The 25,625-nt window shown below is 67.4% G+C and carries 19 protein-coding genes and 3 pseudogenes; 13 read left to right on the plus strand and 9 right to left on the minus strand.

All coding sequences use genetic code 11. The features are described 5' to 3' along the window. Positions 1-251 precede the first annotated feature (251 nt). The 6 genes and pseudogenes from FFS62_RS13435 (at position 252) to cobA (ending at position 9,272) form a co-directional block, all read left to right on the plus strand. Positions 252-692 carry a thioesterase family protein gene (locus tag FFS62_RS13435; protein ID WP_137973304.1) on the plus strand — a complete coding sequence of 147 codons (441 nt, stop codon included), beginning with the start codon at positions 252-254 and terminating at the stop codon, positions 690-692. Positions 693-1,124: 432 nt separating this feature from the next. Next, the gene (locus FFS62_RS13440; protein ID WP_137973305.1) at positions 1,125-2,336 is read left to right on the plus strand and encodes a nitrate/nitrite transporter; all 1,212 of its coding nucleotides are present in this window, start codon (positions 1,125-1,127) and stop codon (positions 2,334-2,336) included. 207 nt (positions 2,337-2,543) lie between these two features. Next, positions 2,544-4,208 (plus strand): bifunctional protein-serine/threonine kinase/phosphatase, encoded by a 1,665-nt coding sequence (locus FFS62_RS13445; RefSeq protein ID WP_137973306.1) that lies wholly within the window; start codon positions 2,544-2,546, stop codon positions 4,206-4,208. Between the two features lie 333 nt (positions 4,209-4,541). Next, positions 4,542-5,786 (plus strand): annotated as a pseudogene (locus FFS62_RS13450) (NAD(P)/FAD-dependent oxidoreductase); the annotation flags it as partial. 16 nt (positions 5,787-5,802) lie between these two features. Next, positions 5,803-8,523: a nitrate reductase gene (locus tag FFS62_RS13455; protein ID WP_137973431.1), complete on the plus strand. Its 2,721-nt coding sequence runs from the start codon at positions 5,803-5,805 to the stop codon at positions 8,521-8,523. A gap of 11 nt (positions 8,524-8,534) precedes the next feature. Beyond that, positions 8,535-9,272 (plus strand): uroporphyrinogen-III C-methyltransferase, encoded by a 738-nt coding sequence (gene cobA, locus FFS62_RS13460; protein WP_137973307.1) that lies wholly within the window; start codon positions 8,535-8,537, stop codon positions 9,270-9,272. 157 nt (positions 9,273-9,429) lie between these two features. Here the strand turns inward: cobA and FFS62_RS13465 are convergent, their stop codons facing one another. The 4 genes from FFS62_RS13465 to FFS62_RS13480 all read right to left on the minus strand — a co-directional run bounded on the left by FFS62_RS13465 (position 9,430) and on the right by FFS62_RS13480 (position 13,050). Continuing rightward, positions 9,430-11,094 (minus strand): AMP-binding protein, encoded by a 1,665-nt coding sequence (locus FFS62_RS13465; protein ID WP_137973308.1) that lies wholly within the window; start codon positions 11,092-11,094, stop codon positions 9,430-9,432. Between the two features lie 118 nt (positions 11,095-11,212). After that, entirely contained in the window at positions 11,213-11,665 is a 453-nt protein-coding gene (gene sixA / locus FFS62_RS13470; protein ID WP_137973309.1) for a phosphohistidine phosphatase SixA, read from the minus strand. Further along, positions 11,662-12,009, minus strand: coding sequence for a DUF4389 domain-containing protein (locus FFS62_RS13475; RefSeq protein WP_137973310.1), 348 nt, complete (start codon positions 12,007-12,009; stop codon positions 11,662-11,664). The genes sixA and FFS62_RS13475 overlap by 4 nt, the downstream gene beginning before the upstream one ends. Positions 12,010-12,027: 18 nt before the next feature. Next, a complete protein-coding gene (locus FFS62_RS13480; protein WP_137973311.1) occupies positions 12,028-13,050 on the minus strand; it encodes an NAD(P)H-dependent glycerol-3-phosphate dehydrogenase in 1,023 nt (340 codons plus the stop codon). 277 nt (positions 13,051-13,327) lie between these two features. On the opposite strand from FFS62_RS13480, the gene FFS62_RS13485 reads away from it, so the two are divergent. From FFS62_RS13485 to fabB, 3 genes are all read left to right on the plus strand, one after another. After that, entirely contained in the window at positions 13,328-15,202 is a 1,875-nt protein-coding gene (locus tag FFS62_RS13485; RefSeq protein ID WP_137973312.1) for an ATP-binding protein, read from the plus strand. A gap of 176 nt (positions 15,203-15,378) precedes the next feature. Continuing rightward, the gene (fabA, locus tag FFS62_RS13490; protein ID WP_137973313.1) at positions 15,379-15,894 is read left to right on the plus strand and encodes a 3-hydroxyacyl-[acyl-carrier-protein] dehydratase FabA; all 516 of its coding nucleotides are present in this window, start codon (positions 15,379-15,381) and stop codon (positions 15,892-15,894) included. Positions 15,895-15,907: 13 nt separating this feature from the next. Further along, a complete protein-coding gene (fabB, locus tag FFS62_RS13495) occupies positions 15,908-17,122 on the plus strand; it encodes a beta-ketoacyl-ACP synthase I (RefSeq protein WP_137973314.1) in 1,215 nt (404 codons plus the stop codon). A gap of 54 nt (positions 17,123-17,176) precedes the next feature. On the opposite strand, the gene FFS62_RS13500 is transcribed toward fabB, so the two are convergent. The 3 genes from FFS62_RS13500 to FFS62_RS13510 all read right to left on the minus strand — a co-directional run bounded on the left by FFS62_RS13500 (position 17,177) and on the right by FFS62_RS13510 (position 20,451). After that, positions 17,177-18,802 (minus strand): methyl-accepting chemotaxis protein, encoded by a 1,626-nt coding sequence (locus tag FFS62_RS13500; protein ID WP_137973315.1) that lies wholly within the window; start codon positions 18,800-18,802, stop codon positions 17,177-17,179. An 87-nt stretch (positions 18,803-18,889) separates the two neighbouring features. Continuing rightward, on the minus strand, positions 18,890-19,360 hold the full coding sequence (locus tag FFS62_RS13505) for a DUF3859 domain-containing protein (protein WP_137973316.1): 471 nt from the start codon (positions 19,358-19,360) through the stop codon (positions 18,890-18,892). Between the two features lie 62 nt (positions 19,361-19,422). Beyond that, on the minus strand, positions 19,423-20,451 hold the full coding sequence (locus tag FFS62_RS13510) for an amidohydrolase family protein (protein ID WP_137973317.1): 1,029 nt from the start codon (positions 20,449-20,451) through the stop codon (positions 19,423-19,425). Between the two features lie 112 nt (positions 20,452-20,563). Between FFS62_RS13510 and FFS62_RS13515 the strand changes: the two genes are divergently transcribed. The 4 genes and pseudogenes from FFS62_RS13515 to FFS62_RS13530 all read left to right on the plus strand — a co-directional run bounded on the left by FFS62_RS13515 (position 20,564) and on the right by FFS62_RS13530 (position 24,253). Then, the gene (locus tag FFS62_RS13515; RefSeq protein ID WP_171016327.1) at positions 20,564-21,421 is read left to right on the plus strand and encodes an ABC transporter substrate-binding protein; all 858 of its coding nucleotides are present in this window, start codon (positions 20,564-20,566) and stop codon (positions 21,419-21,421) included. Between the two features lie 615 nt (positions 21,422-22,036). Beyond that, positions 22,037-22,942 (plus strand): annotated as a pseudogene (locus FFS62_RS23665) (methyl-accepting chemotaxis protein); the annotation flags it as partial. A 52-nt stretch (positions 22,943-22,994) separates the two neighbouring features. Next, a complete protein-coding gene (locus tag FFS62_RS13525) occupies positions 22,995-23,393 on the plus strand; it encodes an OsmC family protein (protein WP_137973320.1) in 399 nt (132 codons plus the stop codon). Beyond that, entirely contained in the window at positions 23,390-24,253 is an 864-nt protein-coding gene (locus FFS62_RS13530) for a pirin family protein (protein ID WP_137973321.1), read from the plus strand. The genes FFS62_RS13525 and FFS62_RS13530 overlap by 4 nt, the downstream gene beginning before the upstream one ends. Positions 24,254-24,333: 80 nt before the next feature. Here the strand turns inward: FFS62_RS13530 and FFS62_RS13535 are convergent. Together FFS62_RS13535 and FFS62_RS13540 are read right to left on the minus strand one after the other, a co-directional pair. Next, positions 24,334-25,057 (minus strand): annotated as a pseudogene (locus tag FFS62_RS13535) (dienelactone hydrolase family protein). 57 nt (positions 25,058-25,114) lie between these two features. Further along, positions 25,115-25,594, minus strand: a complete 480-nt coding sequence (locus tag FFS62_RS13540; protein ID WP_171016328.1) for a hypothetical protein — start codon at positions 25,592-25,594, stop codon at positions 25,115-25,117. Between the last annotated feature and the right edge of the window lie 31 nt (positions 25,595-25,625).

Here is a 25,625-nt window from a genome sequence, read left to right on the forward strand (position 1 = left end):
GCGGAAGCCGCCCGCCGCGGTCAGATCACCTTGTCCAGTGCCAGCGATAGGCCCGAACCTCCTGTCGCGCAGAGCGGCTGCACGGGCCAGGCATTCCGGCAGATCGGAAAAAGATCGCCACCAGCATCACCAGGCTGACCTGACCACTTGCAGCAAAACAAGGCCACTCGCCTCATTCATCGCCGCAATGCTTCCGTACCGCAGGGCCGGCGGTAGACTGACGCCCTCCTCCTCCCGACCAGGCAGCAGTCATGGCCCGTCTCCAGCTCGATTTCTCGCAACAACAGTTCTGCTACAGCACCCACATGACCGTGCGCAGCACCGACATCAACGCCAGCAACCACCTGGGCAACGACGCCATGATCTCGATGATCTCCGAGGCCCGCGCCCGTTTCCTGTTCGACTTCGGCATCCGCGAGGCCGACCAGGCGCACGGCATCATCGTCACCGACCTGGCCACCATGTACCGCGCCGAGTCGCACTCGCGTGACCAGCTGCTGTTCGAAGTCGGGGTGATGGACTTCAACCGCTACGGCGGCGACATCATCTTCCGCATCACCCGCCCGGCGGATGGCACCCTGATCGCCCTGGCCAAGTCCGGCTTCGTGTTCTTCGACTACCAGCAGAACAAGGTGGTGCCGATGCCGGACGCGTTCCGCGCCACCTTCCCAGACGTCAACTGGCTCGACTAGCCGCGCCACATAACGAGCCGCCGCCCCGACTCAGTGCGCGCCTCGCAACCTGCGCACCGTCTTGAATCGAATCACCCCGCATGCCGGCCCCCGAGGCGCCATTCTTCGGCGCCTGCAGGGTTTGGCCCGAGTCTTGCTCAAGCCCTGACACAGGCATCCAACGGCGGTTGCCACCGATACGACAAAGGCGTCGCACCCCTTCCGCTCAGGCGGTCAGTGGTGCGGCGCCTTTTGCGTTTCAGCCCCAGCGAATGGGGCGGTTGGTGAACCGCGATCCGGGCGCCAGCCGGTAACTCTCTCAACCCGTCTGTGGCCTCGGCCACGGGGCCTGGCGCCACAAGCGTCGGGCTCTCCCAAGGGTTGTTCGGCAAGGTGCCCACGATCACGGCGCCGCGCAACCCGCGGGATTTTCTCTCGATGATGAGGTGTTGGATGAATACAAGTTTCTGGAAAGCCGGCCACGCACCGACGCTGTTCGCCGCGTTCCTCTATTTCGACCTGAGCTTCATGATCTGGTACGTGCTCGGCCCGCTGGGCGTGCAGATCGCCACCGACCTGGGCCTGACCACCCAGCAACGCGCCATGATGGTGGCCACGCCGATCCTCGCCGGCGCCGTGCTGCGCTTCATCATGGGCCTGTTGGCCGACCGCACCTCGCCAAAGACCGCCGGCCTGATCGGCCAGGTGATCGTCATCGCCGCCCTCGCCGTCGCCTGGCAGCTGGGCATCCATAGCTACGAGCAGGCACTGCTGCTCGGTCTGTTCCTCGGCTTCGCCGGCGCCTCCTTCGCCGTGGCCCTGCCGCTGGCATCCCAGTGGTACCCGCCGCAGCATCAGGGCAAGGCCATGGGCATCGCCGGTGCCGGCAACTCCGGCACGGTGCTGACCGCCCTGTTCGCCCCGGGCCTGGCCGCCGCCTTCGGCTGGGGCAACGTGTTTGGCCTGGCGCTGATCCCGCTGGTGCTGACCCTGATCATCTTCGCCAGCGTGGCCAAGAACGCCCCCGAGCGCCCGGCGCCCAAGTCCATGGCCGACTACCTCAAGGCCCTCGGTGACCGCGACAGCTGGTGGTTCATGTTCTTCTACAGCATCACCTTCGGCGGCTTCCTCGGCCTGGCCAGCACCCTGCCCGGCTACTTCCACGACCAGTACGGTTTCGATCCGGTGAAAGCCGGCTACTACACCGCCGCCTGCGTATTCGCCGGCAGCATGATGCGCCCGCTGGGCGGCGCCCTGGCCGACCGCATCGGCGGCATCCGCTCGCTGCTGGTGATGTACACCTGCGCCTCCATCTGCATCGCCGCGGTCGGCTTCAACCTGCCCAGCGCCTATGCTGCCCTCGGCCTGTTCGTGGCCGCCATGCTCAGCCTGGGCGCCGGCAACGGCGCGGTGTTCCAGCTGGTGCCGCAGCGCTTCCGCAAGGAGATCGGCGTGATGACCGGGCTGATCGGCATGGCCGGCGGCATCGGCGGTTTCTGCCTGACCGCGGGCCTCGGCGCGATCAAGCAAGCCACCGGCGACTACCAGCTGGGCCTGTGGCTGTTCGCCAGCCTGGGCGTGCTGGCCTGGTTCGGCCTGCATGGCGTCAAGCTGCGCTGGCGCACCACCTGGGGTAGTGCAGCCGTCACCGCCGCCCGCGTCTGATCCATCCGCCGGGCGCCTCGTGCGCCCGGCGTTGCGCAGGACGGTTGCGACAAAGGCGGGGCTGGCAACAGACTCCTCGCACTGGTCAGGAAAGGTGGAGTGGCAACACTCCTGGGAGCCGCGCCGGCCCAGCCTTTGTCTCAACCGACTTGAACACCCAAGGGGCGCCACGGCGCCCTTCCTCATATCCAGCCACAGGAGCGCCCGATGGCCCTGCAACTGAGCTTCGGCGAAGCCACCGCCACCGGCCCGCGCACGGAGAACCAGGACGCCATCCGCGTAGTCACGCCGGCGCCGACCCTGGCGGCCAGCAAGGGCTTCCTGTTCGCCCTGGCCGATGGCGTCAGCCAGTGCGCCGACGGTGGCCTGGCCGCCCGCGCCACCCTGCAGGCCCTGGCGCTGGACTACTACGCCACCCCGGAAACCTGGGCCGTGGCCCAGGCGCTGGATCGCCTGCTGGTGGCGCACAACCGCTGGCTGCAGGCCAATGGCGGCGGCCAGCCGCTGCTCACAACTCTCTCCGCCCTGGTCCTGCGCGGTCGCCGTTTCACCCTCGCGCACGTCGGCGACTGCCGCGCCTATCGCTTTCATTCGGGACAGCTGGAGCGCCTCAGCGAGGACCACGTGTGGGAACAGCCGGGCATGCAGCACGTGCTCAAGCGCGCCATGGGCCTGGACCAGCACCTGGTGGTGGATTACCTGGAGGGCGAGCTGCGCGAGGAAGAGCGCTACCTGTTGGTCAGCGACGGCGTGTGGTCGACCCTCGGCGACTCCGGCATCCGCAACGTACTGCTGGACGAGAGCGACCCGGCCGCCGTCTGCCAGGCGCTGGTGGCCGCCGCCCACCTCGCCGGCAGCCAGGACAACGCCAGCGCCGTGCTGGTGCAGGTCGACACGCTGCCGGACAACGACCTGGCCGACACCTTGGCCCAGCTGCAGCAATGGCCGCTGCCGCCCAAGCTGCGCGAGGGCCAGGAGTTCGAGGGCTGGCAGATCGAGCGGGTATTGGCCGAGTCGCGCCAGTCGCTGGTGTACCGGGTGCGCGATGGCCAGGCCCGGCGCTGGCTGCTCAAGACCCTGCCGGCCAGCCGCCACGACGAGGCTCAGGCCGGTCCTGCCCTGCTGCTGGAGGAATGGTTCCTGCGCCGCGTGGCCGGACGCCACTTCCCCGAGGCACACCCGCTGCCACAGCGCCAACACCTCTATTACGTGCAGCGCGAGTACGCCGGCCAGACCCTGGCCGAGCACCTGCGCCTCTCTGGCCCGCTAGGCCTGCCGGAATGGCTGGATCTGGCGCCGCGCCTGCTCAAGGCCCTGGGCCTGCTGCACCGACGCAACATCCTGCACCGCGACATCAAGCCGGAGAACCTGCTCTGGTGCGACGACGGCGAACTGCGCCTGCTCGATTTCGGCCTGGCCTACTGCCCCGGCCTGTCCCGCGATGAACAGCACGCCCTGCCCGGCACGCCCAGCTACATCGCCCCCGAGGCCTTCGCCGGCATCGCCCCGGATCGCCAGCAGGATCTCTACGCCGCCGGCGTCACCCTCTATCGCCTGCTTACCGGCCACTATCCCTATGGCGAGATCGAGGCCTTCCAGCATCCGCGCTTCGGCACCCCGACCGCACCCAGCCGCTACCGCCCGGATTTGCCGAGCTGGCTCGACGACTGCCTGCTGCGCGCGGTGGCCGCCAACCCGCAGGATCGCTTCGAGACCGCTGAGGAATGGCTGCTCAGCCTGGAACAGGGCGAACGCCAGGCGCTCAACGTGCGCCCACGCCCGCTGCTGGAGCGCGAGCCGCTGAAGGTCTGGCGTGGCGTGGCGCTGGGCTCGCTGCTGCTCAACTTGATCCTGCTGGTCGCTCTTCTGTAACCGCAAACCGCACCACAACGACGCAGCACCGCTTTAATCGGGTGCGAAAAGCCCCCGAAACAGCCAGCGGAAACGGCGCCAACCCCAGTAAATACTGCCTCCACAGAGTTGGCACGCGCCCTGCAAAAGAGAAATCGACATTACATAAAGCATCGCCGTCAACGTAGAAGGCAGTGCTTCCCGGCAGATCGGGACCAGGACAAAGGCGTCCTCGCTAGGCAACTAGCGGGACGCCTTTTTTGCTTTATGGCCTGCCACCCGGCGGCCAGTGTTCGAGTCGTCGAGGGGCCTGCCCCGGACAATTTTTTCCGTGATCAACAGGAGAGAACCGGCATGAACAAACTCAAGCTGGTGATGGTAGGCAACGGCATGGCCGGGGTCAGAACCCTGGAGGAGCTGCTCAAGCTCGCCCCCGACCTGTACGAGATCACCGTGTTCGGCGCCGAGCCGCACCCCAACTACAACCGCATCCTGCTGTCCCCGGTGCTGGCCGGCGAGCAGAGCTTCGACGACATCGTGCTCAACGGCCTCGACTGGTACGAGCAGCACGGCATCGACCTGCGCCTGGGGCGCAAGGTGGTGAGCATCGACCGCAAGAAGCGTGTGGTCACCGCCGACGACGGCAGCAGCGCCCAGTACGACCGCCTGATCCTGGCCACCGGCTCCAACCCCTTCATCCTGCCGGTACCGGGCAACCGCCTGGAGGGCGTGATCGCCTACCGCGACATCGCCGACACCGAAATGATGATGCAGACCGCGCGTACCCACAGCCACGCGGTGGTGATCGGCGGCGGCCTGCTCGGCCTGGAGGCGGCCAACGGCCTGCGCCAGCGCGGCATGGACGTGACCGTGGTGCACCTGGCGGACTGGCTGCTGGAGCGCCAGCTGGACCGCACCGCCGGTGAGCTGCTGAAGCAGGCGCTGGAAGCGCGAGGTATCCGCTTCCGCCTGCGCGAACAGACCGAAGAGCTGCACGACTACGGCACCGGCCGCGTCTGCGCCGTGCAGTTCAAGAGCGGTGACACCATTCCCGCCGACCTGGTGGTGATGGCCGCCGGCGTGCGCCCCAACACCGAGCTGGCGGAGAAGGCCGGCATCCCCTGCAACCGCGGCATCCAGGTCGACGACTGCCTGCAGACCTACGACCCGCGCGTCTACGCGGTCGGCGAATGCGCCAACCATCGCGGCATCGCCTACGGCCTGGTCGCCCCGCTGTTCGAGCAGGCCAAGGTCTGTGCCAACCACCTGGCCATGCTCGGCACCGCCCGCTACCAGGGCTCGGTGATCTCCACCAAGCTCAAGGTCACCGGCATCGACCTGTTCTCCGCCGGCAATTTCATGGGCGGTGACGACACCGAGACCATTACCCTCTCCGACCCCATCGGCAGCGTGTACAAGAAGCTGGTGATCAAGGACGACGTGCTGGTCGGTGGCTGCCTGTACGGCGACACCCAGGACGGCGGCTGGTACTTCCAGCAGATCTGCGGCGGCGCCGACATCAGCGGCGTGCGCGATCACCTGATGTTCGGCCAGGCCAGCATCGATGCGGCCGGTCTGAGCGCGATCGAAGGTGCCGCCCGTGCATGAAGCCGCCCTGCAACCCGCCACCCGGATCACCGCCGCCACCTGCTGCTACTGCGGCGTGGGCTGCGGCGTGCTGATCGAACACGACGGCGCGAAGATCCTCGGCGTGCAGGGCGACCCGAGCCACCCGGCGAATCACGGCAAACTCTGCAGCAAGGGTTCGACCTTGCACCTGACCGGCGACCTCGACGCCCGCGCCCTGTACCCTGAGCTGCGCCTGGGCAAGGGCCTGGCCCGCGCCCGCAGCAGCTGGGACAGCGCCCTGGAGCACGCCGCCAATGTGTTCTCCGAGACCATCCGCGAGCACGGCCCGGACAGCGTGGCCTTCTACATCTCCGGCCAGCTGCTGACCGAGGATTACTACGCCTTCAACAAGCTGGCGCGGGCCCTGGTCGGCACCAACAATATCGACAGCAACTCGCGCCTGTGCATGAGCTCGGCGGTGGTCGGCTACAAGCGCAGCCTGGGCGCCGACGCTCCACCCTGCAGCTACGAAGACATCGAGCAGGCCGACTGCCTACTGATCGCCGGCAGCAACATGGCCTACGCGCACCCCATCCTGTTCCGTCGCCTGGAAGCGGCCAAGGCCGCGCGGCCGGACATGCAGATCATCGTCGTCGACCCGCGGCGCACCGATACCTGCGACCTGGCGGACCTGCACCTGGCCATCGCCCCGGGCACCGACGTGGCGCTGTTCCACGGCCTGCTGCACCTGTTGCTGGCGGGTGGCGACTATGACTTCGCCTTTATCGAGGCCCATACCGAAGGCTTCGACGCCCTGCGCGAACTGGCTGCCGACTACCCGCCGAGCGAAGTGGCGCGCCTGTGCGGCATCGACGAGGCCGACCTGCGCCGCGCCGCCGAGCTGATCGGTCGTTCTCCTGCCTTCCTCTCGCTGTGGTGCATGGGCCTCAACCAGTCCACTGCTGGCAGCGCCAAGAACAGCGCGCTGATCAACCTGCACCTGGCCACCGGCCAGATCGGCAAGGTCGGCGCAGGGCCCTTCTCGCTCACCGGCCAGCCCAACGCCATGGGCGGTCGCGAGACCGGCAGCCTGAGCAACCTACTGCCCGGCCACCGCGAGGCCGGCAATGCCGAGCACCGCGCCGAAGTCGCCCGCTACTGGGGCGTGGACGGCCTGCCGGAAAGCACCGGTCTGTCCGCCATTGAGCTGTTCGAGGCGGTGCGCGTCGGCAAGATCAAGGCCCTGTGGATCGCCTGCACCAACCCTGCGCAATCGCTGCCGGACCAACAAAAGGTCCATGAGGCCCTGGCCGCCTGCCCCTTCGTGGTGGTGCAGGAAGCCTTCTTCACCACCGAGACCTGCCACTACGCCGACCTCCTGCTCCCGGCCGCCAGCTGGGGAGAAAAAGAAGGCAGCGTGACCAACTCCGAGCGGCGCATCACCCATGTGCGCCGCGCCGTGCCAGCGCCCGCAGAGGCGCGGCCGGACTGGGCGATCGTCTGTGACTTCGCCCGTCGCCTGGAACAACAACTACGCCCCGGCCTGCCCAGCCTGTTCGACTTCGCCAGCGCGCAAGCGCTGTTCGAGGAATACAAGCACCTGACCCAAGGCCGCGATCTGGACCTCTCCGGTCTCAGCTACGCGATCCTGGACGACCAAGGTCCGCAACAATGGCCCTTCCCGGCCGGCGCCCAACAGGGCACCGCGCGTCTGTACGGGAACGGCATCTTCCCCACCGCCAGCGGCCGCGCGCGCTTCGTCGCCGATCCGTTCGTACCGGCCAGGGAGCGCCGGGAGAGCGGCTTCCCGCTACTGCTCAACACCGGACGCCTGCGCGACCAGTGGCACGGCATGAGCCGCACCGGCACCGCGGCACGGCTGTTCGGCCATGCTCCCGAGGCGGTGCTCGGCCTGCACCCGGACGAGCTGCGCCAGCGCGGCCTGCAGGCCGGCGAACTGATTCATCTGCGCAGCCGTCGCGGCGGCCTGATCCTGCCGGTGCAAGCCGACGACGCCCTGCAGCCGGGCCAGGCCTATCTGCCGATGCACTGGGGCGATCGCTTCCTCAAGGGCCTGGGCACCAACGTGCTGACCCAGCCGGCCTTCGACCCGCTGTCCAAGCAGCCGGAGCTGAAGCTCAGCGCCGTGGAAGTCGAGCGTGCCGAGCTGCCGTGGCAATTCTTCGCCCTGGTCGAAGGCGATGTGCAGCGCCGCCTCACCGCCCTGCGCCCGCTGTTCGAGCGCTTCGCCTACGCCAGCCTGACACCGACCGGCCGCGAGCAGCGCCCCGCCCTGCTGATCCGCGCGGCAGCAGCAGAAGCACCGGATGCCGAACTGCTGGCCGAGATCGACAGCCTGCTCGGCGTCGACCAGGGCCCGGTGCTGGCCTATGACGACACCACGCGCCGCGTCGGCAAGCGCGTGCGCATCGAGGACGGGCGCATCGTCGCCGTGCGCCTGGCCGGCGAGACCGCCGCTCGCGACTGGCTCAAGGGGCTGTGGGAACAGGGCAGCACCGAAGCCGACCTGCGCCGCTGGCTGCTCGCCCCGCTGGCCACCCCGCCAGGTGGCGGCATGCAGGCCAGCAAGACCCTGTGCAACTGCATGAACGTCAGCCAGGACGCCGTGTGCGCCGGCATCGCCCGCGGTCTGGACCTGGACGGCCTCAAGCGCGAGCTGAAATGCGGCACCAGCTGCGGCTCGTGCGTGCCGGAAATCAAACGACTGCTGGTCACCCAGGTGACCGCCGTCGCCGTGGAAGCCTGAGGAGTAGAACCATGAATGCAAAAGTCTGGCTGGTGGGCGCAGGCCCTGGCGATCCGGAATTGCTGACCCTCAAGGCGGTGAAGGCCCTGCAACGGGCCGATATCGTGATGATCGACGACTTGGTCAACCCCGCCGTGCTGGAGCACTGCCCGGACGCCCGCATCGTGCCGGTGGGCAAGCGCGGCGGCTGCCGCTCCACCCCGCAGGCCTTCATCCATCGTCTGCTGCTGCGCTATGCGCGCCAGGGCAAGTGCGTGGTGCGCCTGAAGGGCGGCGACCCGTGCATCTTCGGTCGCGGCAGCGAGGAAGCCGACTGGCTCACCACACACGGCGTGGAAGTGGAGATGGTCAACGGCATCACCGCCGGCCTGGCCGGCGCCACCAACTGCGGCATCCCCCTGACCCTGCGCGGCGTGGCCCGCGGCGTGACCCTGGTCACCGCCCATACCCAGGACGATAGCAGCCTCAACTGGCAGGCCCTTGCTCAGGGCGGCACCACCCTGGTGGTGTACATGGGCGTGGCCAAGCTGCCGGAGGTACGCGACAGCCTGCTGGCCGGCGGCATACGCGGCGACATGCCGGTGGCGATGATCGAGAACGCCTCGCTGCCACAGCAGCGCGAGTGCCGCAGCACCCTGGCCGGTATGCAGCAGGCCGCTACCGACTTCCAGCTGAAGAGCCCGGCGATCCTGGTGATCGGCGAAGTGGCTGCGCAGCAACAGATTCAAGCTTTGGCAGAGATTGCCTGATCCCCTTCGCTCCTGCGGAGTAGTGCTTAGCCCGGCCGGTTTGGCCGGGCTTTTTTTTTGCCCGTGTACCGGCCATGTCCTGTCGATGCCGGATCGCGGGCCCACAAAAAAGCCCGGTCAATGACCGGGCTTGGATGACCATCAGCTGCGCAGGCGACTAGCCGACCTGCTGGTGCCAGACCACGCCTTCGCGGCGCTGGCCCCAGGCATCGAAGTGCGGGCTGTAGGCAGTCTCCACCGAGGCGCGCTTGATCTTCAGGGTCGGCGTGAGGAAGCCGTTGTCCACCGCCCAGACTTCCGGCACCAGCACCAGGCCGTTGAGCTGCTCGTGCTTGTCCAGCACCTGGTTGGTCTCTTCCAGCAGGCGCTTGAGGCTGCCCTCCAGCTGCTCGCGAGACTCCTTGCGCCCGGCCTCGGACAGCACGCACAGGGCCAACGGCTGCGGCAGGCCGTCACCGACCACGCAGACCTGCTCGATATGGCTGTGCACGGCCAGGCGGTTCTCGATCGGCGCCGGGGCCACGTACTTGCCCTTGCTGGTCTTGAAGATCTCCTTGATCCGCCCGGTCAGGCGCAGGTTGCCCTCGGCGTCCTGCTCGCCCTTGTCGCCGGTGCGCAGGTAGCCGTCTTCGGTGAGCACCTCGGCGGTCTTGCCCGGCTCCTTGTAGTAGCCCTGCATGGTGGAGCCGCTACGCACCAGCACCTCGCCCTCCTCGCTGATGCGCACCTCGGTGCCCGGGTTGTTCTGGCCGATCCAGCCCTTCTTGAACTTGCCGGGGCGACACACGTGCGAGTATCCGCAGTTCTCCGTCATGCCGTAGACCTCCTGCAGCTCCAAGCCCAGGCGGCGGTACCAGGCCAGCAGCGCGTCGGGCACCGGGGCGGCGCCGGACAGGGCGAACTGCACCGCATCCAGCCCCAGCCCGCGCAGCACCTTGCGCCCGAACAGGCGGCCGAGCAGCGGTATGGACAGGAGGAAATCGAGGCGCTGGGCCGGCATCTTCGAGTAGACGCCCATCTGGAACTTGGTCCAGATCCGCGGCACGCCGAAGAACACCGTGGGCCGCGCGCGGCGCAGGTCGGCGAGGAAGGTGTCGAGGCTCTCGGCGAAGAACACGCTCATGCCGCTGTAAAGCGAGTTGAGCTCGACGAACATGCGCTCGGCCACGTGGCACAGCGGCAGGTAGGACAGCGCGCGGTCCTGCTCGCCGACACCGAACAGCTCGGTGGCATGGCTGGCGGTGAAACCGAAGTTGCCGAAGTTGTGCATCACGCCCTTGGGCATGCCGGTGGTGCCGGAGGTGTAGATGATGGTGGCGAGCTGGTCGGGTTGGCTGCGTGGCTGGTCCTGGATCGGCGCGCAGGCCTGCAGGTCGCTCCACTGCTTGTCGAAGCTGCCTTCGGCGTGCAGCGGCAGGGCCACGGTGATCACCCCCTCGGGTACGCCGGGGGCCATCGCCGGCCAGTCGTCGAGCTTGCCGATAAAGGCCACTTTCGCCTCCGCATGCTCCAGCACCTGGCGCACCGACTCGGCGGTGAGATTGGGATACAGCGGCACCGAGACGTGCCCGGCCATCCAGATGGCCAGATCGGTGACTATCCAGTGGGCGCTGTTCTTGGAAATGATCGATATCTTGCTGCCCTGCGGCAGCTCCAGGCTGCGCAGCCAGCTGGCGGCGCGGCGGGCCTGCTCGCCCACCTCGGCCCAGGTCAGCTGTTCCACCCGACCACCGCCCTGAGGCTGGATCAGGTAGGTCTTGTTCGGATGACGCGACTCGCGCTCGAAAAACGCTTCGAGCGGCAAACGGACTGCACTGGCCACGGGGCCTCCTTGTTTGTTGTTTTTGTCACAGGGAGCAACCAAGCACTTGCTTGGTCGAATATTCCATGCGTCAGGAGGTGCGGCAAGTGAAGAAATGTTACAGGAGCGCAGCGCCGCTCTAGTGCGGGTGATGCAGGCCGGCCAGGTGCATCAGGCCAGGCACGATGTCGCCGTCGAGGGCGACCAGGCTGGCGGTGTGCAGGCCCAGGGGTTGCTGCAGATTGCCGTGCAGCAGGAAGCCGGAAAGGTTGCCGAGCAGCGGGTTATGGCTGACCAGCAGGCACTCACCGGGATAGTGCTCGAGGCGGTCGGCGGCCGAACGCGGCGAGTCTTCAGGGGTGGCCCAGTCCACCGTGGTCAGCGGCAGCGTGAGGCCGAGGGTCTCGCGCACCAGCTCGGCTGTCTGCTGGGCACGCAGGTAGGGGCTGACCAGGATGTGCGCCAGCTCCCGGCCACGCAGGTGCTCGGCGCTCTTGCGCACTTCCTTGCGACCGCGCTCGGTGAGGGCCCGCTCCGCGTCGCTGCGCGCACGCGGTTCGGCCTCGCCGTGGCGCAGCAGCCAGAGGATCACAGCTTGGGTTCTTCGTCGCGCACCGGGTGCGGCGCCGGCGGGATGCTGTGCGGCTCGATGCCTTCCGGGGCACGCGGAGTCGGCCAGTCGGCGAACGGCCAGGGCTTCTCTTCACTGTTGAAGGTGCCGAAGCGGCCGATCTGCTGCAGGTACTGGCTGAGGCTGTCGCCGAAGCCCTGCAGGGTGCCGTTGGGTGCGCCGTAGAACAGGCGATAGCCGATCTGCAGCAGCACCACGCCACCGAGGATGATCTCCGCTAGCTGCCAGACGATGGCGAAGATCACCATCCACAGAATGCGCAGGGCGATGGATTCGCGCTCCAGTTCCTTGTTCGGTTCGCTCATGGTGCTCTCCTTGGATGGTCAGAAACCGCTGGGTGAGATGAAATCCACGTCAGTTTTAGGTTCGCCGCGCATCAGCGCTTCGATCACCTGGGCCAGGGTGCGGCCCTCGAACAGAATGGCATGCAATCCGGCGACCAGAGGCATGTACACCTGCAGCTCCTCGGCCTTGTGCTTGAGCACCTTGAGCGTGTTGACGCCCTCGGCCACCTCGCCCAGGCGCGCCACCGCGTCCTCCAGGCTGAGGCCCTCGCCCAGGGCATAGCCGACCTGGTAGTTGCGGCTCTTCGGCGAGGAGCAGGTGACGATCAGGTCGCCGACCCCGGCCAGGCCGAGGAAGGTCATGGGGTTGGCGCCAAGCTTGACGGCGAAGCGGGTCATTTCCGCCAGGGCGCGGGTGATCAGCATGCTCTTGGTGTTCTCACCCATGCCCATGGCCGCGGCCATGCCGGCGATGATGGCGTAGACGTTCTTCAGCGCGCCGCCCAGCTCCACACCGAAGCTGTCGCGGCTGGCATAGACGCGGAAAGTGCGACCATGCAGGGCCGACTGCACGCGCTGGCAAAGCTCGTCGTCCTCGCTGGCGATCACCGAGGCGGTCAACGCGTGTTCGGCGATCTCACGAGCCAGATTGGGGCCGGACAGCACGCCAATGCGCGCCTGCGGTGCCACTTCGGCGAGGATCTGGCTCATCAGCTTGAAGCCGTCGGCCTCGATGCCCTTGGTGGTGCTGACCAGCAGTTTGCCGGCCAGGGAATCGGCGATCGGCTGCAGCACCTTGCGCAGAGCCGATGACGGCACGGCGACGAAGACCAGCTCGCAGGCCGCCAGGGTGGCCGGCAGGTCGGTGACCGGTTCGATGCCGGGCAGCAGCTTGATGCCCTTGAGGTAGCGCGGGTTCTCGCGCTGGGTGCGCATGGCCTCGGCCTGCTCGGGGTCGCGCATCCATTGCAGGACGCGCTGGCCGTTGGCGGCCAGGAGATTGGCGATGGCGGTGCCGAAGCTGCCGCCGCCCAGTACTGCAACAGGTTGTTGCTCGGTCATAAGAGTTCCAAACAGGCCATCCAGATGGCGAAAGCCGCATTATCACGAAGCCCCGGCCGACCGACCAGTCCCCAGCGTGACCCGCCGCGCAGAGCGTGCGCTGGCAAAGCTCGGCTTCTCGGTTAACATGCGGCAGTCATGCCCAGAGAACAAGGCCGTTCCGTGCTCACATCCCTTCCCCGCCGACTCCCGTGCCCAGGCTGCCGGGCCGCGCGGCGCGCAACACCCGAGCCTGCCAGCGTGGCGGGCCTCTCTCTGCGACTACGCGAGCCGGCCGATGTTCGGGCGTAATTGGGACATCCACACCCGCACCCAGCTGATCAGCGTCGGCCCCGCCCTGCTGCTGACCCTGCTGCTGACCGGTTTCTTCACCCATTCGCGCCTGGAAGACCTGCGCCAGGAGATCAACCACGCCGGCCAGCTGATGGCCAACCAGCTGGCCCCGGCCTCGGTGCATGGCGTGGCAGCCGGCGATACCAGGGTGCTGGAGAGCCTGCTGCGCGCCACCCTGCAGACACCCAACGTGCGCTTCCTCGAGGTGCGCGATCGGGCCGAGAACATCCTGGTCTACGTCGAGCAGCACAACGAGCAGAGCGCCTCGCGAGTCGGCATCTTCCATGCGCCGATCCGCCAGGAGAACGGTGCCGAGCCCGACGGCTACCTGGGCCGGGTGGTGGTCGGCATGTCCGACGAGTCCTTCACCAGCCGCCAGCAGGCGATCCTGCTCAAGGCCACGGTACTGGCCCTGGTCGCCCTGCTGCTGACCTTCTTCCTCGCGCGCCAGCTGGCGCGCCGCCTGGCCCAGCCGATCAGCGCCATGGGTGAGGCGGTAGAGGCGATCAAGGCCGGCGACTACCAGACCCAGCTGCCGGAGAGCGATACCGGCGAGCTGGGCGACCTGGCCAGGCACATCAACAACCTGGCCGTGGAGCTGGACAACGCCAGCCGCGAGCAGCGCGAGGCCATGCAGCAGCTGATCCAGACCCGCGAGGAAGCCGAGCAGGCCAGCCGCGCCAAGTCGGACTTCCTGGCGATGATGAGCCATGAGCTGCGCACCCCCATGAACGGCGTGCTGGGCATGCTGCAGCTGCTGGAGACCACCGAGATGACCCAGGAGCAGGCGGAATACGCCGCCCTGGCCACCGAATCCACCGAACACCTGCTCAAGGTGATCAACGACATCCTCGACTTCTCGCGCATCGAACGCGGCGCCCTGGAGCTGGAGCGCATTCCCTTCAACCTGCAGGAGCTGCTGCAGGGCTCGATCCAGGTGTTCCAGCACAGCGCCCACCAGCGCGGCCTCTACCTGCGCCTGGACACCCCGCCGGGACTGGAACAGTTCGAGGTGCAGGGCGACCCGACACGCATCCGCCAGATACTGGTCAACCTGCTGGGCAACGCGCTGAAGTTCACCGAGGAAGGCGGCATTCGCATCGAGACCCACTGGCAGCCGCTGGACAACGAGGTGCTGTGGTTCACCTGCGCCGTGCACGACAGCGGCATCGGCATCGCCCCGCAGCGCCTGGAGCACATGTTCGATGCATTCCAGCAGGCCGATACCTCTATCTCCCGGCGCTATGGCGGTACCGGCCTGGGCCTGTCCATCGCCCGTACCCTGGCCGAGCGCATGGGCGGCACCCTGCACGCCACCAGCCTGGAAGGCAGCGGCTCGGTATTCACCCTCGAGATCCCCCTGCCGTTCTGCCTGAGCAGCCCCAGCCAGGAGCCCCAGGAGCGCAGCGAGCCCGCGTCCGGCGAAGGCCAGGAAGTGCTGCTGGTGGAAGACAACCCGGTCAACCAGACGGTGATCGAGGCCATGCTGCGCAGCCTGGGCTATCGGGTCGAGCTGGTCGGTGATGGCGCCCAGGCGGTGCAGCATTTCGACCCGCAGCGCTTCGTCGCCGTGCTGATGGACTGCCGCCTGCCGGTCATGGATGGCTACGAGGCCACCCGGCAGATTCGCCGCCAGGCCCCGCAATGCAGTACTCCGATCATCGCATTGACCGCCAACGCCCTGCAGGGTGATCGTGAAGCCTGCCTGCAGGCCGGCATGAACGATTACCTGGCCAAGCCGTTCAAGCGCGCCGATCTGGAACGGGTATTGCTGCGCTGGCTGGGCAAGCGCAGCCAGACGCTGCAGCAGGAATACTAGAATCCGCCGAGCGAACGAAGCGTCGACGATTTGCGCCACACTCAGCCGGTATACAAGTGTTCACAACAGGCTGTGACTTTCACCAGGACGCAACAGTCTATGACTAGTCTGCCGCTACACAAGAACATTCGCGGCACAGCTTTAGCCCCGCCGAGGGGACCATTTGAGGAGTTCGCATGACCAAGCAAAACGCCTATTCTCGGGAAGAATTGCTCGCCTGCAGCCGCGGCGAACTGTTTGGCCCGGGTAATGCGCAGTTGCCCGCCCCCAACATGCTGATGATGGACCGCATCGTCCATATCAGTGAAACCGGCGGTAAATACGGCAAGGGCGAGATCATCGCCGAACTCGACATCAATCCGGACCTCTGGTTCTTCGCCTGCCACTTCGAAGGCGACCCGGTGATGCCGGGCTGCCTGGGCCTCGACGCCATGTGGCAGCTGGTCGGCTTCTACCTCGGCTGGCAGGGCAACCCCGGCCGCGGCCGTGCCCTGGGCTCGGGCGAAGTGAAGTTCTTCGGTCAGGTGCTGCCGACCGCCAAGAAACTCACCTACACCATCCATATCAAACGTACCATCAGCCGCTCGCTGATCCTCGGCATCGCCGATGGCAGCGTCAGCGTCGATGGCCGCGAAATCTACAGCGCCGAAGGCCTCCGCGTCGGCCTGTTCACCTCTACCGACAGCTTCTGAAGGACATTTCCGCATGCGTCGCGTCGTGATCACCGGTCTGGGCATCGTCTCCTGCCTGGGCAATGACAAGGACACCGTTTCCGCCAGCCTGCGCGCCGGCAAAGCGGGCATCCGCTTCAATCCGGAATATGCCGAAATGGGCCTGCGCAGCCAGGTATCCGGCTCCGTCAAACTCAACCTGGAAGAGCTGATCGACCGCAAGGTGCTGCGCTTCATGGGCGACGCCGCGGCCTATGCCTACCTGTCGATGGAGCAGGCGATCAAGGATTCCGGCCTGACCCCGGAGCAGATCTCCAACCCGCGTACCGGCCTGATCGCCGGCTCCGGCGGTGCCTCCACGCTGAACCAGATGGAAGCCATCGACACCCTGCGCGAGAAGGGCGTCAAGCGCATCGGCCCATACCGCGTGACCCGCACCATGGGCAGCACCGTGTCGGCCTGCCTGGCCACGCCGTTCCAGATCAAGGGCGTGAACTTCTCCATCTCCTCGGCCTGCGCCACCAGCGCGCACTGCATCGGCCAGGCCATGGAGCAGATCCAGCTGGGCAAACAGGACGTGGTCTTCGCCGGCGGCGGCGAGGAAGAACACTGGAGCCAGAGCTGCCTGTTCGACGCCATGGGCGCCCTCTCCACCCAGTACAACGAGACCCCGGAAAAGGCCTCGCGCGCCTACGACGCCAAGCGTGACGGCTTCGTCATCGCCGGCGGTGGCGGCATGGTGGTGGTCGAGGAGCTGGAACACGCGCTCAAGCGCGGCGCCAAGATCTACGCGGAAATCGTCGGCTATGGCGCCACTTCCGACGGCTACGACATGGTTGCACCGAGCGGCGAAGGCGCCATCCGCTGCATGCAGCAGGCCCTGGCCACCGTCGATGCCCCGATCGACTACCTGAACACCCACGGCACCTCGACCCCGGTCGGCGACGTGGCGGAAATCCGCGGCGTGCGTGAAGTGTTCGGCGACAAGGCACCGGCCATCAGCTCGACCAAGAGCCTGTCCGGCCACAGCCTGGGCGCCGCCGGCGTGCAGGAGGCGATCTACTGCATGCTGATGATGGAAGGCGGCTTCATCGCCGGCTCGGCCAACATCGACGAGCTGGACCCGGAGGTCGCCGACCTGCCGATCCTGCGCGAAACCCGCGATGCCCAGCTCAACACCGTGATGAGCAACAGCTTCGGCTTCGGCGGCACCAACGCCACCCTGGTGCTGCAACGCTACCAGGGCTGATCGCAGCTGCAATGAAAACGGCGCCCTCGGGCGCCGTTTTTCGTTTCAGCGGGCTCAGATGCGGAAACGCGCCACCAGACCGTTGAGGCTTACCGCCAGGCGCGAAAGCTCCTGACTGGCGGCGCTGGTCTGGTTGGACCCGGCCGAGGTCTGCAGCGACAGGTCACGGATGTTCACCAGGTTGCGGTCCACCTCGCGGGCCACCTGGGCCTGCTCCTCCGAGGCGCTGGCGATCACCAGGTTGCGCTCGTTGATCGAGGTGATGGCCTCGGCGATTTCGTCCAGGGCGCGCCCGGCCGACTGGGCCAGGGCCAGGGTCGAGCCGGTGCGCTGGGTGCTGTTGTGCATGGCGCTGACCGCCCGTTCCGTGCCCTGCTGAATGCCGCCGATCATCTGCTCGATCTCCTGGGTGCTCTGCTGGGTGCGATGGGCCAGGGCGCGCACCTCGTCGGCCACCACGGCGAAACCGCGCCCAGCCTCGCCGGCACGCGCCGCCTCGATCGCCGCGTTGAGCGCCAGCAGGTTGGTCTGTTCGGCGATGGAACGGATCACGTCGAGTACCTGGCTGATGCCGTGGACCTGCTGGGCCAGGCGGCCGATCTGGGTCGAGGTCTCGGTCACGTCCTCGGCCAGTTGGCCGATCGAATTCACCGTCTGGCGCACCTGCTCGCGGCCGTGCTGGGCACTGCGGTCCGACTCGCGCGAGGCCTCCGAGGTGTTCACCGCGTTGCGTGCCACCTCCTCCACCGCCGAGGTCATCTGGTTCACCGCGGTGGCCGCCTGTTCGATCTCGGCGTTCTGCTGGTGCAGGCCCTGGGTGGCGCCGTCGGTCACCGCCGTCAGCTCCTCGGAGGCGGCGGCCAGTTGCCGGGACGAGTCGGAGATGTGTTGGATGGTCTCGCGCAGGCTGCGCTGCATGCGCTTGAGCGCCTCCAGCAGCTGGGCCGGCTCGTCGCGGCCCTCGATGCTGAAATCGCGGCTGAGGTCGCCGGAGGCCACCACCTCGGCCACCTCCACCGCCTGGGCCAGCGGCCGCACGATACTGCGGGTGAGCAGCACGGCCAGCACCAGGGTCACCAGAGCCGCCACCAGCAGCATGCCGAGCACCATGCGCACGGCGCTGCCGTAGGCGGCATCGCTCGCGTCGGCGGCCTTCTGCGCGCCCTGCTGGCTCATCTGGGTCAGTTCGCTCAGGGCCTTGGCCATGGCGTCGGCATGCTGACCGAGCGGGCCGTTGGCCACCGCCAGGGCCTCGTCCAGCTGCTCCTGGCGCGAATGCGCCATGATCTTTTCCTGCTCGGCCAAGTAGCTGCTCTGGGCCTTCTCGAATACCTGATAAGCGGCGCGCTCCTGCTCGCTGCCAATCAGTTTCTGGTAGCGCTGCTGGGCCGCACCCAACTCGCTCTTGAGGCCCTGCAGGCGCTGCTCATTCTGGCTCAGGCTCTGCGGGTCGCGGTTGATCAGCAGGCGCAGGGTCAGGGCGCGGATACGCAGGATGCTCTGGCTCATCTCGTTGAGCGCCTGGATGCTCGGCAGCCGGTTGTCATTGACCTCGGCGGACTGGCGCTGCATCTGCCCCATCTGCAGCAGCGAGAAGCCGCCGAGGAGCAGCATCAACAACACCAGCGAGGCAAAGCCCAGTCCGGCGCGGGGGGCGATCTTCAGATTTCGTAGGTACATGGCAACGTCCTTGGCTTGGTCCATGGACTAGTAAGCCAAGCAAAAGGACGTGCCAAACGCCAGCCAGACGGCTGAAACGCCTGACTGTCACTGTACCGTGAAGCGTTGTTCCAGCAGTTTGCGGTCACCCTGGAAGACCATGAATTGCCACTCACCCGGCACCACTTCATGGTGCTCGGTGAACTCGAAGGCCATCACGTCCTGCGGTGCACCGACCACCAGTTTCTGCTGCAGTTCGATCTTGTCCTGGCGCTTGCCATCCGGGCCGACCAGGCCGGGAGTGAAGTACATCAGGGTCAACGGTTGCTCGGCCTCGGTCTTGCCGCTCAGCCGGTAACGCACGCCGAACTTGGTGCCCAGGCGGGCCGGCACCACCTCGGTCTGCTCGATCGGCTGGTTGGCGCGGCTGAGGATGCGCTCGCCCGGCTGCGGGTCCTTGATCGTCGCGCTGGCAAACACGCCGTATTCGATGGGGCCTTCCACCTGCACATCGGCCAGGGTCAGGTTGGAAAACAGGCCCAGCGACAGGGCCAGGGCAGACAGGCTGAACAATTTCATCTCGCGCTCCTTGTGGAAAGTTGGCGCGAGGCTATGACGCGGCGGTTACAGGCTGATGACAGTCAGTCGCGCAGCTGCGCCTGATGTTTGCGCGGCAGCACGGCGAGGAAGTTATCGCGCGCCACCTTGTGCGCCACGTCCTCCGGCAGGGCATCGAGGAACGGGCGGAAATCGGCCATGTACTGGCCCAGGCCATCGAAACGGCCGACCACGTCCGAGCCGAGCATGAAACGCGCCGGATAACTGCTGACCAGCTTCACCCAGCGCGGGTCGGGCTGGCCCTCGGCGTCCAGCAGATAGGGTCGCAGCACGCTCCAGGACAGGTCGACATACAGGTTGGGATACTCGCCGAGCATGCGTTGCAGGGTCGGCAGGAGGAAATCCAGCTTCTCCTGATGGCGATGGATTTCCAGGCTGGTACCGGCGTGAGCCCAGATGAAGCGCACGTGCGGATGGTTGCGCAGCGGCTCCTCGATCTCCTCCAGGTACAGCGGATTGCGCTCGCGCTTGGAGGTGATGTTGCTGTGCACCAGCACCGGCAGATCGTACTCGGCCGCCAGGTGATAGATGCGGGTCATGGCCTCGTTGTTGGCCCGCGGCGTATCGCCGTAGGTCAGCGCGGTGAGGTCGTCGTGGCGGGTAAATACCTCGCCCAGGCCCTGCCAGAGGCCGGGATCCAGCTCCAGCATACGGCGGATATGCGCGTCGGAGTTCTTGTCGGCGGGATTGAAGCCGCTGAGGAAGGGATGGAAGCGCTGGCGCTGCTCGGCCGGCAGGCGTCGCAGGGCATCGGCCACCAGCACGTCGGTGGCGCTATACCAGTACGCGCCGGCATCGTCGCCGGCGTAGTAACGCGGTCGCTTGGGCTCGTCCTCGTGCCATTTCTTGGCTACCGGAATGCCGCTGATCATCGCGTGGTCGATGTTGCCGGCGGCCATGGCCTCCAGCAGCGGGGTCATGCCCTCGCTTTCCTGGAAGAAGTCGACGTAGTGCAGATGGGCATCGCTGAAACGATAGTCGCGGGCGCTGGCTGGCAGTGCCAGCAGACCGCAAAAGGCGGCGCACAACAGGCGGCGGACGGACAAAGGCATGACTCCCTGGCGATCTCGAGCAAGAGTAGACCGCAGCCTCTCCCGTGCCGTTCACTGGCGAGCATGCGTGCGAAAGGCCATCATGATGCATCCCTCAGCGCGAACCCTGTGCATGCCCATCGCCCGCCTCGCCACCCTGCTGATGCTCTGCGCCACGGCGCTGGCCGCCGAGCCGCTGACCTATCCGCGGCATTCCAATGGCGCCGATCCCGAGGCCTATGTGGTCGAGCTGCTGCGCCAGGCCCTGGCCAGGAGCGGCGGCGACTACCAGCTGCAGCCGTCGCACCGGCCCATGCCCCAGAGCCGCGCGGAACAGTCGCTGGAGCAGAACGACGGCAGCGTGCAACTGATGTGGACCATGACCACCAAGGCCCGCGAGGAGAGCCTGCTGCCGGTGCGCATCCCGATCTACAAGGGCCTGATCGGCTGGCGCGTGCCCCTGGTGCGGCGCGAGGACAAGGACTGGCTGGCCAAGGTACACAGCGCGGCGGACCTCAAACCGCTGCGCATCGGCCAGCGCGCCGACTGGCCGGACACCCGCATCCTGCGCAGCAACGGCCTGCAGGTGATCACCAGCCAGAGCTACGACAGCCTGTTCCGTATGCTCGATGCGGGCCGCTTCGATCTGTTTCCCCGCGAAGTGGTGGTGGTCTGGGACGAGCAGGCGCAGGCAGCCAAGGCAGGCCTCAACCTGGAAGTCGACGAGCACATCGTCATCCACTACCCCAGCGCCTTCTACTTCTTCACCTCGCGCGCCCGTGCCGACCTGGCCGGCCACATCGAGCGAGGCCTGGAGGCGATGATCGCCGACGGCAGCTTCGAGGCCCTGTTCCAGCAGTACCACGGCGCTACCATCAAGCGCGCCGGGCTGGAGCGGCGCCGGGTGATCGAGCTGGAGAACCCCGATCTGCCGCCGCAGACGCCGTTCCAGCGTGAGGAACTCTGGTACCGGCCGAACGCACCGCAATAGCGCCCGACGAACCGTGTTGGCGCAGCCCTGAGCGCGGCTACCGGCACAGGCCCTGTGACACAGCGCACATAACGGCATGGCACCCTGCTTGCACCGCTCCCGGCAGAACCATCAGGGAGATGCACCATGCTGCAGTTGCTGCGCAAACCCTCGCGACGCGAACGGGACGAAGAAGCCTTCGCCGCCCTCTTCACCCGCCACGACCTCACCACCCGCCTGCCCGAGCAGCAGCCCTGGATGGGCCGCCTCAACCGCTTCAGCGACGGCCTGCACCAGCGCATCCGCACCAGCCTCGGTGCCGCCGTCGGCATCGCCGCCCATGCCCCGCAGCTGGCCAGCATCGCCAGCGCCAACCAGGAGAGCGGACAGAGCCTGGCGCAATCCTCGGAGCTGATCGCCAGCGCCAGCGAGCAGGTCACTACCACCCTGGACGCCGAGCTGGTACCCGGCGCAGCGGAAGTGGCACGGCTGTCCGGCGAGGTCGCAGCCACCTTGCGCCAGTGCCAGCAGAGCGGCCAGGCAGTGCTCGGCCAGGTGGACGCCATCGGCGCCTGCGAGGCGCAGCTGGGCCAGGTGATCGGCAATCTCACCGCGCAGCTGGAGGAAGTCAGCAAGGTCATCGGGGTGATCGCCAGCATCTCCCAGCAGACCAACCTGCTGGCGCTGAACGCCGCCATCGAAGCCGCCCGTGCCGGCGAACATGGTCGCGGCTTCGCCGTGGTCGCCGAGGAAGTGCGCCGCCTGGCCGGCCACACCACCGAGGCCACCAGCCAGGTCGGGCAGATCATCGAGCGCTTCCGCGATGGCATGGACCAGCTCGGCGCCGCCGGCGAACGCATGCACCAGGCGGTCGAGGACGGCCGCAGCGGCATGCTGCAGGTCGGCAGCGGTCTGGACAGCACGCGCCAGGCCATGGACCGCCTGGACGAGCGCGTCGGCCATATCGCCACCGGTACCGAACAGATCGGCGCGGCGGTGCGCTCGATCAACGGCGACGTGCAGCAGATCGCCCAGGTCGCCGGCGACCTGCTCGGCAAGGCCGGCCAGGTGCTGCGTCACAGCCAGGCCGTGCGCGAGGATGGCGACCGCCTGCTGCAGGGCCTGGGCGACTTCCGCCTGGAACTGCACCGCTCGGTGCAGAGCGGCGTGGAGCAACTGGCGAGCGACGCGCGTCTGGCCGGCGACATCGCCGCCGCCGAACGCCTGTTGAGCGAGACGCTGCGCCGCGACGCGCGCTTCGAGCTGTTCTACTTGGTCGACGCCAGTGGCAGGCAGCTGTCGGAGAACATCTTCGCCGCCGATGTGCCGCACCAGGGTGCGCCCAGCTGTCGCGGCCGCGACTGGAGCCAGCGCCCCTGGTTCCGCCGCGTGGCGGACGACCTGCGCAGCCACATCACCTCGGTCTATCGCTCCTCGGCCACCGACGACTTCTGCTTCACCGTTTCGGTGCCCATTCTCGGCGCCGATGGCCGCTTGCTGCGCGTGCTTGGCGCCGATGTGCGCCTCTCCGTGCTGGTCTGAGGATCGTCGCCTGGGCTAGGCTGGAGCCATCCAACCTAGCCTGGGAGCCACCATGATCCGCATCAGCACCGAGTCCGGCCTGCGCCACAGCATCGAAATCGGCGAGCACGTGCTGCACACCGACGTGCCCGAGTCCTTCGGCGGCAGTGCCTCCGGCCCCGAACCGCACGACCTGTTCGACGCCGCCCTGGGTGCCTGCAAGGCCCTGACCCTGATGCTCTACGCCAAGCAGCGCGGCCTGCCGCTGGAAAGCCTGGACGTGCGCGTGGCACGCGATGACAGCCAGGAACGCCAGGGCACCTACCGCCTGGCCGTGGAGCTGGACCTGCACGGCGCGCTGGATGACGAGCAGCGCCAGCAACTGCTGCGCATCGCCGACAAGTGCCCGATCCACAAGCTGATGACCAGCGTCGAGGTGCAGGTGGAAACCCGCCTGGGCGAAGGCGCATGAGCGAGCCGCTGCTGATCAAGCCGAAGGCCGAGGACATCTCCGGCCAACCGATCCTGCGCCCGCTGCCCTCGGCCAAGTGCCGCAGCGTCGGGCCCTTCGTGTTCTTCGATCACATGCTGGAGAAGGACTACCCGGCCGGCAGCGGCATGAACATCAACCAGCATCCGCATATCGGCCTGTCCACTCTCACCTACCTGTTCGACGGCGAGCTGCAGCACAAGGACAGCCTGGGCTCGGACCAGCTGGTGCAGCCCGGCGACGTCAGCTGGATGACCGCCGGGCGCGCCGTCGCCCATGTCGAGCGCACGCCACAGCACCTGTGGCAGAGCGGCTCGCGCCTGCACGGTCTGCAGGTGTGGCTGGCCCTGCCGCAAGCGCTGGAGGAAGGCGAGCCAGCCTACAGCCACCACCCCGCGGCCAGCCTGCCACACAGTGAGGCCATGGGTGTGCAGATCACCCTGATCGCCGGCAGCGGCTTCTGCCTGGAATCCCCGGTGCCGATGCACTCGCCCACCCTCTACGCCGAGCTGAAGCTTGCCGCCGGCGCCAGCCTGCTGATCCCCGCCGAACACCGCGAGCGCGCGCTGTACCTGATCGAGGGCGAGGCCCAGCTGGAAGGCGCCGACCTGCCCCTGCGTGGCCTGGCCGTGCTGCCGGAGGGCGAGGAGCTGCTGCTGAGCGCCTGTGGCGAGTGCCACCTGGCCCTGATCGGCGGCGAGCCGTTGGGGCCGCGGCGCATGTACTGGAACTTCGTCGCCAGCGATGCTGAGTTGCTGGAGAAGGCCAAGCAGAACTGGGCGGCCTGGGACTGGCCACGAGTGCCCGGCGAGAGCGAGCGCATCACCCTGCCCGGCACCTGATGCCGGGCCCATCGCACGCCGGGCCGCGGGTCATCTCCCACTCGGTGGTCGATAAGACCGGCGCGCCCTAGTCGCTCGGATCAGGCGAAGACTTCCTCGAACAGATCGTACATCGCAGCGAAGGCGCGGCGCGCCACCTTGGCGTCGTACTGCATCTTGCCGGGGATGCTGGCCTGCTTGTCGGTAAAGGAATGTGCCGCGCCACCGTAACTGGTCAGCTGCCAGTCGACATTGGCGGCGCTCATCTCCTCGATGAAGCCGGCCAGCTGCGCGCGGGGCACAAAGGGATCGGCGGCGCCATCGAGCACCAGCACGGCGCCTCGGATGTTCTGCGCATCGGCCGGATTGGCCGTGTCCAGGGTGCCGTGGAAGGACACCGCGGCCTTCACCACCGCGCCGTCGCGGGCCAGCCTCCAGCGCGCAATGGCCGCCGAAGCAGAAGCCGAAAACCGCCAGCCGGTTGGGGTCCAGCGCCGTGCCGGGCTGGGCCTTGAGCGTAGCGAGGGAAGCCTGCAGGCGCTGGCGCAGGATCGGCTTGCCCTTCACCGCCATCATCGCCGCGGCGGCCTCTTCGTGGTTCTGCGGGCGTATACCGACACCGTAGACGTCGGCGACCAGCACCACATAGCCGCGCTCGGCCACTTCGTGGGCGATCTCGATGGCACCGGCGGACACCCCCATCCAGTTCGGCGCCAGCAACAGGCCCGGCCGCGGCCGTGCATGCGACTCGTCGTAGAGCAGCTGGCCCTCGAACGGCTGGCCATCGATTTCATAGCGAAGGGGTCGGTTGACTATCTGGCTCATGCTGCCTCCTCTCGGCCCGATGGCGGGCAAACGGCCGCCGCGAAGCGACAAGACTAGTCAGTCCTGAGGATTGCGCACTTCTTCGTCGGCCAGGCCCTGGATATAGGCAGCGAAACCCGGGTCCTCGCCGCGCAGCAGGTGCGGCAGGCGCTCGCGGAAGTCCTCGCGGCGGCTCCACTCGCGCATGTAGTCCTCCCAGGAGTGCCAGCGGCGGCGCTGCTTGTCGTCCATGTCCTCGGCGTAGGCCAGCAGGTAGGCGCGCTCGAACAGCGAGATCAGCATGTCGAAGATCACCCACATGCGCTCGCGCTGCTCGTCGCTGAGGTCGGGGGTGGCGGCCTGGCTGCGCAGGCGCAGGTCGGGGTTGGCCAGCACCACGCCGAGGAAGGCGATATAGGCGTCGGAGATCTGCTGCCAGATGGCCTCCTCCTCATTCTCGCGCTCCTTGCGCTGCTCGAAGAGGAACACGCCGATGGCGAACGGCAGCGCCACCACCGTGACGATGTAGGACAGCAGTTCCCAGGTAGGCAGACTCATGATGGCTCCCAGACGACAGAGGCCGGCATTG

The sequence above is a fragment of the Pseudomonas sp. F(2018) genome (genome assembly GCF_005508865.1).
Taxonomy (GTDB): domain Bacteria; phylum Pseudomonadota; class Gammaproteobacteria; order Pseudomonadales; family Pseudomonadaceae; genus Aquipseudomonas.